The sequence below is a fragment of the Gemmata algarum genome (assembly GCF_034097035.1).
In the GTDB taxonomy this organism is placed as follows: domain Bacteria; phylum Planctomycetota; class Planctomycetia; order Gemmatales; family Gemmataceae; genus Gemmata; species Gemmata algarum.
The window spans coordinates 1-7781 of sequence record NZ_JAXBLV010000031.1; the positions used below are offsets into that span (position 1 = coordinate 1).

9 protein-coding genes are annotated in these 7781 nt (G+C 69.4%); 3 read left to right on the forward strand and 6 right to left on the reverse strand.

Going from position 1 to position 7781, the window contains the following annotated elements:
- Window positions 1–147: 147 nt before the first annotated feature.
- Window positions 148–444 (forward strand): hypothetical protein, encoded by a 297-nt coding sequence (locus R5W23_RS04795; protein ID WP_320685348.1) that lies wholly within the window; start codon window positions 148–150, stop codon window positions 442–444.
- 65 nt (window positions 445–509) lie between these two features.
- On the opposite strand, the gene R5W23_RS04800 is transcribed toward R5W23_RS04795, so the two are convergent.
- The 5 genes from R5W23_RS04800 to R5W23_RS04820 all read right to left on the reverse strand — a co-directional run bounded on the left by R5W23_RS04800 (window position 510) and on the right by R5W23_RS04820 (window position 6044).
- Window positions 510–1664: a pentapeptide repeat-containing protein gene (locus tag R5W23_RS04800; RefSeq protein WP_261188857.1), complete on the reverse strand. Its 1155-nt coding sequence runs from the start codon at window positions 1662–1664 to the stop codon at window positions 510–512.
- Between the two features lie 5 nt (window positions 1665–1669).
- Window positions 1670–2737, reverse strand: coding sequence for a pentapeptide repeat-containing protein (locus R5W23_RS04805; protein ID WP_320685349.1), 1068 nt, complete (start codon window positions 2735–2737; stop codon window positions 1670–1672).
- A gap of 68 nt (window positions 2738–2805) precedes the next feature.
- Entirely contained in the window at window positions 2806–3720 is a 915-nt protein-coding gene (locus R5W23_RS04810; protein WP_320685350.1) for a pentapeptide repeat-containing protein, read from the reverse strand.
- A gap of 120 nt (window positions 3721–3840) precedes the next feature.
- A complete protein-coding gene (locus R5W23_RS04815; protein ID WP_320685351.1) occupies window positions 3841–5322 on the reverse strand; it encodes a DUF1501 domain-containing protein in 1482 nt (493 codons plus the stop codon).
- A 47-nt stretch (window positions 5323–5369) separates the two neighbouring features.
- Window positions 5370–6044 (reverse strand): HAD family hydrolase, encoded by a 675-nt coding sequence (locus R5W23_RS04820; protein WP_320685352.1) that lies wholly within the window; start codon window positions 6042–6044, stop codon window positions 5370–5372.
- A gap of 99 nt (window positions 6045–6143) precedes the next feature.
- Between R5W23_RS04820 and R5W23_RS04825 the strand changes: the two genes are divergently transcribed.
- Window positions 6144–6830 (forward strand): metallophosphoesterase family protein, encoded by a 687-nt coding sequence (locus R5W23_RS04825; protein WP_320685353.1) that lies wholly within the window; start codon window positions 6144–6146, stop codon window positions 6828–6830.
- A 99-nt stretch (window positions 6831–6929) separates the two neighbouring features.
- Here the strand turns inward: R5W23_RS04825 and R5W23_RS04830 are convergent, their stop codons facing one another.
- A complete protein-coding gene (locus tag R5W23_RS04830) occupies window positions 6930–7301 on the reverse strand; it encodes a VOC family protein (protein WP_320685354.1) in 372 nt (123 codons plus the stop codon).
- A gap of 80 nt (window positions 7302–7381) precedes the next feature.
- Between R5W23_RS04830 and R5W23_RS04835 the strand changes: the two genes are divergently transcribed.
- Complete coding sequence (locus tag R5W23_RS04835; protein ID WP_320685355.1) at window positions 7382–7657, forward strand: hypothetical protein; 276 nt, start codon at window positions 7382–7384, stop codon at window positions 7655–7657.
- The last annotated feature ends 124 nt before the right edge of the window (window positions 7658–7781 follow it).

Consider the following 7781-nt stretch of genomic DNA (forward strand, 5'->3'; position numbering starts at 1 on the left):
TTAGTGTTACCGTAGCGGCGGAAGACCCGGTAGCCAAGGCGGCACAGCCGTCACAACGCGATTGTTCCGGATGCCTCGGGCGTCCCAGGTCAGCTATTGGACCGAACGCCCAAAAACACCACGGAAATGCCATTCGTCGGTGGGGGCGTGTATGAGAAACAACCGGACCGCATGGCGTCCCCCCAGTACCGCCGCGAGGGGCTGCCGACGACGAGCCGCTTGGTCGAGTCCCTGGTGGGCGAGGTGAGCGCCCGGGTGAAGAGCACGCAGAAGCACCGGATCCGTTCGGCCGGGGCCGAATCGATCCTGCAACTGCGGGCCGCGGTGTTCAGTCAGGACGACCGGCTCCCCCAGGTTCTTCGCCCAACGGCCGGGGTGCCCGTTCCGCAAACGAGGCACACCCAGCCACGATTAGATGATACCCCGGTGCAAACCGCGGCGTGACCTCCGCACGCATGGCCAAGGATAAGTTAAGTGCCATTGGGCCTCTGGCCCGCGCTCCGGCGGGGTCACATCGCGTAGAAGTCTTCCGGCACAGTCTCGGTCGGGCGCCAGTCGATCTCGCCGGCCTGCGCGCCCTTGTACTTCAGGAACGAGTCGGCGATGTGGTTCTGCACCGTCTTGTTCCACCGCGGCCCCTTGCTGTTCGCGGCCACGAGCCACTTGTCCGCGGTCGCGGGGGCGAGCTGCCCGGCCCGGGCCAGGCCGATCACCAGCACTAGCAGGTGCTTGCACGGCTCGTCCGCGAGCCCGCGGCACTGGGCCATGTCCGCGGTGCCGCACGAGTAGGTGCCGTCCTCCGTGAGCACGCACGAGTAGACCGTGTCGATGTCGCGCTGGCTCTTCACGATCCCGCGCACCATCGCCGGCTCGACCTCGGAGAAGATCTGGTTCCGCTGCTTCTTGAGCATGTCGAGCGTGCGGGCCATGCGCTTCTCGTCGATGACCGTGTGGAGCCGGGCCATCAGCCCGTTGATGTCGCGGGCGGCGGCGCTCTTGCCTTTGCCGACGAACCGCGGGTCGGTGCCCGCGCCGTGCCAGCGCATCTCGCCCGGCGGCACGAAACCCGCGGGCCACGTCGTGCCCTTGTCGAACTCGGCGCCCATCAACGCCACATCGGCCAGCGTCGCGCCGGTGAAATCGGTCCCGATGAAGTTCGCGTTGGTGGCGTCGGCCCCGGTGAGGTTCGCGCCCGCGAACGTCCCGTAGCTGAAGTTGCCGCCCGACAGGTCCGCGCCCGCCAGCGTCGCGCCGGTGAAATCAGTCGCGTCGAACGCGCCTTTGGCGAGAGTAGCACCGGTCAGGTCCGCTCGGGCGAACGATGCCTTGCGCCAAGTGCCCCCGAGACGGGCGCCCCCGAGCTTGCACCCGCTAAGTACCGCTCCGGCGCCCCCGCGCAGGTGGATGCCGGACAGGTCCGCGCCGCTCAGGTCGGCCCCGGTCAGCGGGATTGCGGCCCGGGCGGGACCGGTGAGCCGGTTCCACTTCGCCACCCCGGCGGCGCCGCTCTTCAGCACCGCGACCCAGTCGGTCGGTGGCTTCTTCCCGGCGGCGGCCTTCTTCGCCGCGGGCTTTCGGGCCGCGGGTTTCTTCGCTGAGGGTTTCTTAGCCGCGGGCTTCATGGGTGCGGGCTTTGCGCCCGCGGCGGGCTTCTTCTTGGCCATCGGGCTCACATCGCGTAGAAGTCTTCGGGCACGGTCTCGGTGGGCCGCCAGTCGATCTCGCCGGCCTCCGCGCCTTTGTACCGGAGCAGCGTGTCGCTGACTTCGTTTTCAAGGTCCGCGTTCCACGTGTGCTTCTTGCCGCCCGCCGCAACCACGTACCGGTCGGCGGTGCCGGCGTCGAGCCGGTCGGCCTTCGTTAGCCCGATGAGCAGCACGAGCAGATGCTTGCACGGCTCCCCGCGCAGCCCCAGGCACTCCGCCAGGTTGGGAGTTGCGCAGGTGTACGTCCCGTCGGAGCGGATCAGGCACGAGTACACCAGATCGGGCTCGCGCTGGCTCCGCACCACGCCGCGCACCAACCCCGGTTCGATCTCGGAGAACAACTGGTTCGTGCCGCCTTGGAGCATCTCCTTGACTCGCGTCATGCGGTTCGCGTCGATCACGCGGCTAAGCCGCGCGAGCAGGCCGTTCACGTTGACCGCGACGGCCGCCTCGCCCACGCCGTCGAACCGCGGGTCCGGCGCCTCGGGCGCCCACTTCGCGCCCGGCGGAACCTCGAACCCCTCGGGCCATTTGGTGGTTTGGTCGAACACCAGTTCCGCGAGCACGGTGCCCGTCAGGTTCGCGTCGGTGAAGTCGGCCCCGCTCAGGTCCGCGCCGGTGAGGTCGGCGTCGCTCAGGTCCGCGCCGACGAACTTCGCGCCGACGAGCCTACCCCCTTTCAGCACCACGCCGGGCAGTTTCGCCCCGGTGAGATCGGCGTTGCGGGCGCAGAACTTGGTCATCTCGGCGCCGGTGAAATCGGCCCCGCGCAGGTCCGCCTCGATCAGCGAGCCTCGGGTGAGTTTCGCGCCGGCGAAGTTCACCCGGGCGCCCCGGAAGCTCAGCACCGACTGCCCGGAGAAATCGATCCCCGACAGGTCGCAGCTCGCGTAGTCGCCGCGGCCGAGCCGGGTCATCTGGCGCGCCGTTTCCGACCGCCCGTTCCAGCGCGCGACGCCCTCACGCCCGGTGCGGAGCACCTCGACCCAGTCGGTTTCGGGCGGCGGTGCGGCTTTCTTCTTGGTGGCCATGTCGGTCCCTCATCAGCCGGTGGCTCGGGCGCCCGGGCGCGAGCCCCGGGGTCCGCGCTCCGGCGCGGTCACACCGCGTAAAAGTCTTCGGGCACGGTTTCGGTCGGGCGCCAGTCTACCTCGCCCGCCTCCGCGCCCTTGTATTGGAGGAACGTGGCGGTCATCACGTCCTTGTCCAGTTCGGGCTTTTGGCCGCGGGCGCTCTGCGTCCACTGGTGGGCCGTCGCGGCGTCCAGTTCGCCGGCCCGCGACAGCCCCACGAGGAGCACCAGCAGGTGCTTGCACGGCGACCCCCGGAGCCCGCCGCACATGTTCAGGTTCTGGGTGCAGCACGCGTACTTGCCGTCGCTCCCGAGCCGGCACGAGTACACTAGGTCCGCGGCCGTCTGGCTCTTCACCACGCCGACGAGACTGTCGGCGTTCACCCTGGCGTACAGGCGGAAGCGCTCCGCCTGGAGCATCTTCGTCGCCTTGTCCAGTTTGGCGGGGTCGGTGACCTGTTTCAGCCGCGCCAGGAACCCGCCGAAGTCGGCCGGGGCGGGGAGCGCCTTCTCTTCCGGCGGGGCGGCCGTCCGCGGGTCCGCGCCGGCGCCTTTCCACTTCAGCGCGGGGCCGGGCACGAACCCCTCCGGCCACTTCGTCGCCTCATCGAACTTCGCGCCGGTGAGGCTCATGTTGTTCAGTAGCGCGCCGGTGAGATCGACGCCGCGCAGGTCGAACCCGTCCAGTTTGGCGGCGGTCAAGTCGGCCCCGCTCAGGTCGGCGGCGGACAGGTCGACCCGGTTCCGCTCGCGGGCGGTCAGGTTGTTCCACTTCTTGACGCCCGCCTCGCCGGACCGGAGGGCCGCGGGCCAGTCAACCGGCGCCGGCTTCGGCAGGGCCGCCTTCGGCTTCGCTTTAGCTGACGTGGGCTTCGCCTTCGGGGGGGCTTTCCCTTTCGGGACCGCCTTCGTGGCGGTCTTTTTCGCCGCGACTTTGGCCATGACACGAGGCTCTTGGAATGAGTGGAGGGGCCGAGTTGTGCAGAATTATGACGCGTGTTCGCCCGCTCACAAGGTGCGCAGAGCGCGAAAAACGCGCGAAACCCGCGGCGCCGGAACACGTCACGCGAGCACGTCGCGCAGCACCTCGCCGTGAACGTCGGTCAGCCGGCGCTCGATGCCGTTGTGGTAGAACGAGAGCCGCTCGTGGTTCAGCCCCAGGAGGTGCAGCACCGTGGCGTGGAGGTCGTAGATGGTGGCCCTCTTGTCCGCGGCCTCGTAGCCGAAGTCGTCCGTCGCGCCGTGGCTGAACGCCCGCTTCACCCCGGCCCCCGCGAGCCACACCGTGAACCCCTTCGGGTTGTGGTCGCGCCCGCTCGCCCCCTTCTGGAACGTCGGCATCCGCCCGAATTCCGTTACCCACACCACTAACGTGTCTTTGAGCAGCCCCGTGCGCTTGAGGTCGGTCAGCAGCGCCGCGAGCGGCCTGTCGAGAACCGCCGCGTGGGTCTCGTACTGCGGCTTGATGGTCTTGTGCCCGTCCCAGTTGCCGACGCCCTCGCCCATCGCGTACGCGCCGTTGAAGAGCTGTACGAACCGCACGTCGCGCTCCAGGAGCCGCCGGGCGAGCAGGCAGTTGCGCGCGAACCCCGATTTCCAGCGGTCCTTGTCGTCCGTGCCGTACTCGGCGTGAACCCGCGCGGGCTCTTTGGACAGGTCGGCGACCTCCGCGGCGCGGAGCTGCATCCGGGCGGCCATCTCGTAGCTCGCGATCCGCGCGCTCAGTTGCGAGTCGCCGCGGGCCTGCGCGTGCTCGGCGTTGAGCAGCTTCAGGAAGTCGCGGGTGTCGGCGTCCGCCTTTGCGTTCACGCCCGCGGGCCGGGCGAGGTGCGGGATCGGCTTGTCGGCGCCGAACGGCGTGCCCTGAAACACCCCGGGCAGGAACGCGCTGCCCCAGTTGTTCGGCCCCACCTGCGGCACGCCGCGCGGGTCCGGGATCGCGACGAACGCGGGCAGGTCTTTGTTCTCGCTCCCCAGCGCGTAGCTCACCCAGGCGCCGGCGCTCGGGAACCCGTCGAGCGTGAACCCGGTGCTCATCTGGTTCTCGGCCGGGCCGTGCGTGTTGCTCTTCGCGGTCATCGAGTGGATGAAGCACATCTCGTCCGCGATCCCGGCGAGGTGCGGCAAGAGGTCCGAAACCATCTTGCCGCTCTGGCCCCGCGGCTTGAACGCCCAGATCGGTTTGACGAGGTTCCCCTGCGCGCCCTGGAACGTGACCAGCTTGTCGCCGCCCGGCAGGGGCTGGCCGTCGCGCTTCACCAGTTCGGGCTTGTAGTCGAAGGTGTCGACGTGGCTGACCGCGCCGGAGCAGAACACGACCAGCACACGCTTCGCCTTCGGCGCGAAGTGCGGCTCGCGGGCGCCCAGCGGGGCGTCGGGCTTGATGTCGGGCCGGAGGGGAGGTGCGGCGTCGCCGGCGAGCAGCCCGTGTTCGGCGAGCAGTGCGGCGAGCGCGATGCCGCCGAGGCCGGTTCCGGCGTCACGCAGGAACGCGCGCCGGTCCGTGAGCCAGTGCGGAGCCCGGGCGGGGGGGCGGAGGGGCATCGGTGGGGTCTCGCTTCGGCCGGAGGGTCGAAACGAGGATACCCCACTCAGGCCCACGCCGCGAGCAGTTTCGTGTGATCCGACAGGTCGCTGAACAGGAGGTCCGGGGCGCACCCGGCGAGTTCGTCGAGCGGGTGCCACCCGGTCGCGACCGCGACCGCCTTGGCCCCGATCGCGCGGGCGCACGTCACGTCGTGCGGGGTGTCGCCGATCACCCACACGTCCGCCGGGGCGACGTCGCGCCCGAGGTGCGCGACCGTGTGCGCGAGCGCGGCCCGGGCCACGTCGTCGCGCTCGTACCGGTCGTCGCCGAACCCGCCGCACACGAAGTAGTCCCACAGCCCGAAGTGCGCGAGCTTGTGCTGCGCCCCCACGCGCACGTTGCCGGTCAGCAGCCCCAGCACCGCCCCCGGTTGCGCCGCGAGGTGCGCGAGCAGCGCGGGGATGCCCGGGCACACCTCCCCGCCGCGCTCCCGCAGGTGCCCGGGCAGGTTCGCGAGGTACGCGTCGCGCAGCTTGTGCTGGTTCGCGAGCGTCGGCTCGATCCCGTGAACGACCAGCAGGTCGCGGCCGATGGCGCCGTCCGTGCGCCCGCTGTACTTCACGTCGTCGCGCAGCTCGGCCACGCCGAACGCGGACGTGAGGGCCTGCTCCATGGCGGCCTTGCCGGCCCCGCCGGTGCGGACCAGTGTGCCGTCGATGTCGAAGAGGATGATTGGCATGATTGGCGTTATACTGAGTGCGGGGTGCGGAGCCCGGAACACGGAACGAACGCCTCTCCCGTTCGCGCTGCGCGCCGCGCCCAGATCCGGAAAGACCTTATGCGCGTCCTTGCGATCGGCGACGTTCACGGCTGCCTCGGTCACCTCGACGACCTGCTCGCGTGGGTCGCCCCCGCCGCCACCGACGAACTCATCTTCCTGGGCGACTACGTGGACCGCGGCCCCGACACGCGCGGGGTGCTGAACCGGCTCATCGAGCTGAAGCAAAAGCGGCCGGTGGTGTGCCTGCGCGGGAACCACGAGGTGATGATGCTGGAGGCGCGGTTCGGCAGCCGCTCCGACCGCAAGCAGTGGCTCTCCGTGGGCGGGGTACAGGCGCTCGGCTCCTACGGCCCGGCGCTGGGTGTGAGTGGCACCTTCGACGACGTTCCCGGGGGGCACTGGGAGTTCCTCGAGTACGAACTCGTGCCCTATCACGAAACCGACCGCTTCATCTTCGTCCACGCCGGCGTGGACCACAACGCGGCGCTGGACGACCAGCCGGACAACATGCTGTACTGGGAGTTCTTGCCCGAAGCGATGCGGCACTGTTCGGGCAAGCAGGTGATTTGCGGGCACTCGTCGCAGCGCTCGGGGCTGCCGAAGGTGATCCCGGGCGCGGTGTGCATCGACACCCACGCGTACGGCGGCGGCTGGCTCACCTGCCTCGACGCCCTCTCCGGCCGGTACTGGCAGGTGGACGTGATCGGCCGCAAGCGCGAGGGGCGAGTGGATTACGAGGAATAAGCAGTATTCACCGCAGAGGGCGCGGGAGGGCGCAGAGAGAGTCGAAGAACTGCGTTTGTTTTCTCTGCGCCCTCCCGCGCCCTCTGCGGTGAATACTGCTTACTTCACGGTGCTCGCGTCGAAGTGCGGGTTCTGGATTAGCCCGATGTGGTTGCCGAACGGGTCCGCGACAGTCGCCACCTTGATGTCTCCGCCCACGTCCTGAATTGGGTCCACGACCGTCGCGCCGAGTTCCGTGACGCGCGCCAGTTCTGATGCGATGTCGGCGGTGCCCCAGTACGCGACCGTTCCGCCCGGTCCGGTTACCCCTTCGGGGTGAAGCCCCAACTCGAACCCGCCCACATTGAAGCCCACGTAAAACGGCTGGTCGAAGCAGGGCGCTACGCCCGCGAACCCGGTGTACCACGTCTTCGCGGCGTCGAGCTGCTCGGGGCGAACGTGAATGATCAGTGTGCGAAGGCCGAGGAGCATGAATTCCGCCTGTTGTGAGTTGATCGGTTTGAGGCGCGGGGGCGATCGCATTACAATGCACGGGAGCCGGGAGGGAAGCAATGTCAGCCAACGCGCCGATCGAACCCAAATGGCGAACGGCCCTTCTGTCGTCCGCCGCTGCGCTCCGTCGGGTGGCAAACGACACGCTGCCGCACGAACTCGACCGCCGCGGGCTGGAACTCGGCGAGCGAAAGGACGCGCTGACCGCGGAAGAACGCGCCGAACTGCTCGCGTGGGTCGCGTTCACACAGCAGCGGTCCGCCGAAAAACTCGAAGCAGAACTGGCCCTGCACCGGCTCGTGTCGATCTGCCCCGAACTCGCGAGCCTGGCGTGAGCGCCTTCTCCGAGGTGCGCCGGTCCTCTTGAAGAGTATTGGTGGTCGAGAGCGCCACCCGCCGGGGGGGGCCGGCCGGGCGGTTTGTGGGCCCCCCCGGCGCGGGGCGCCCGCCCGACCCGGG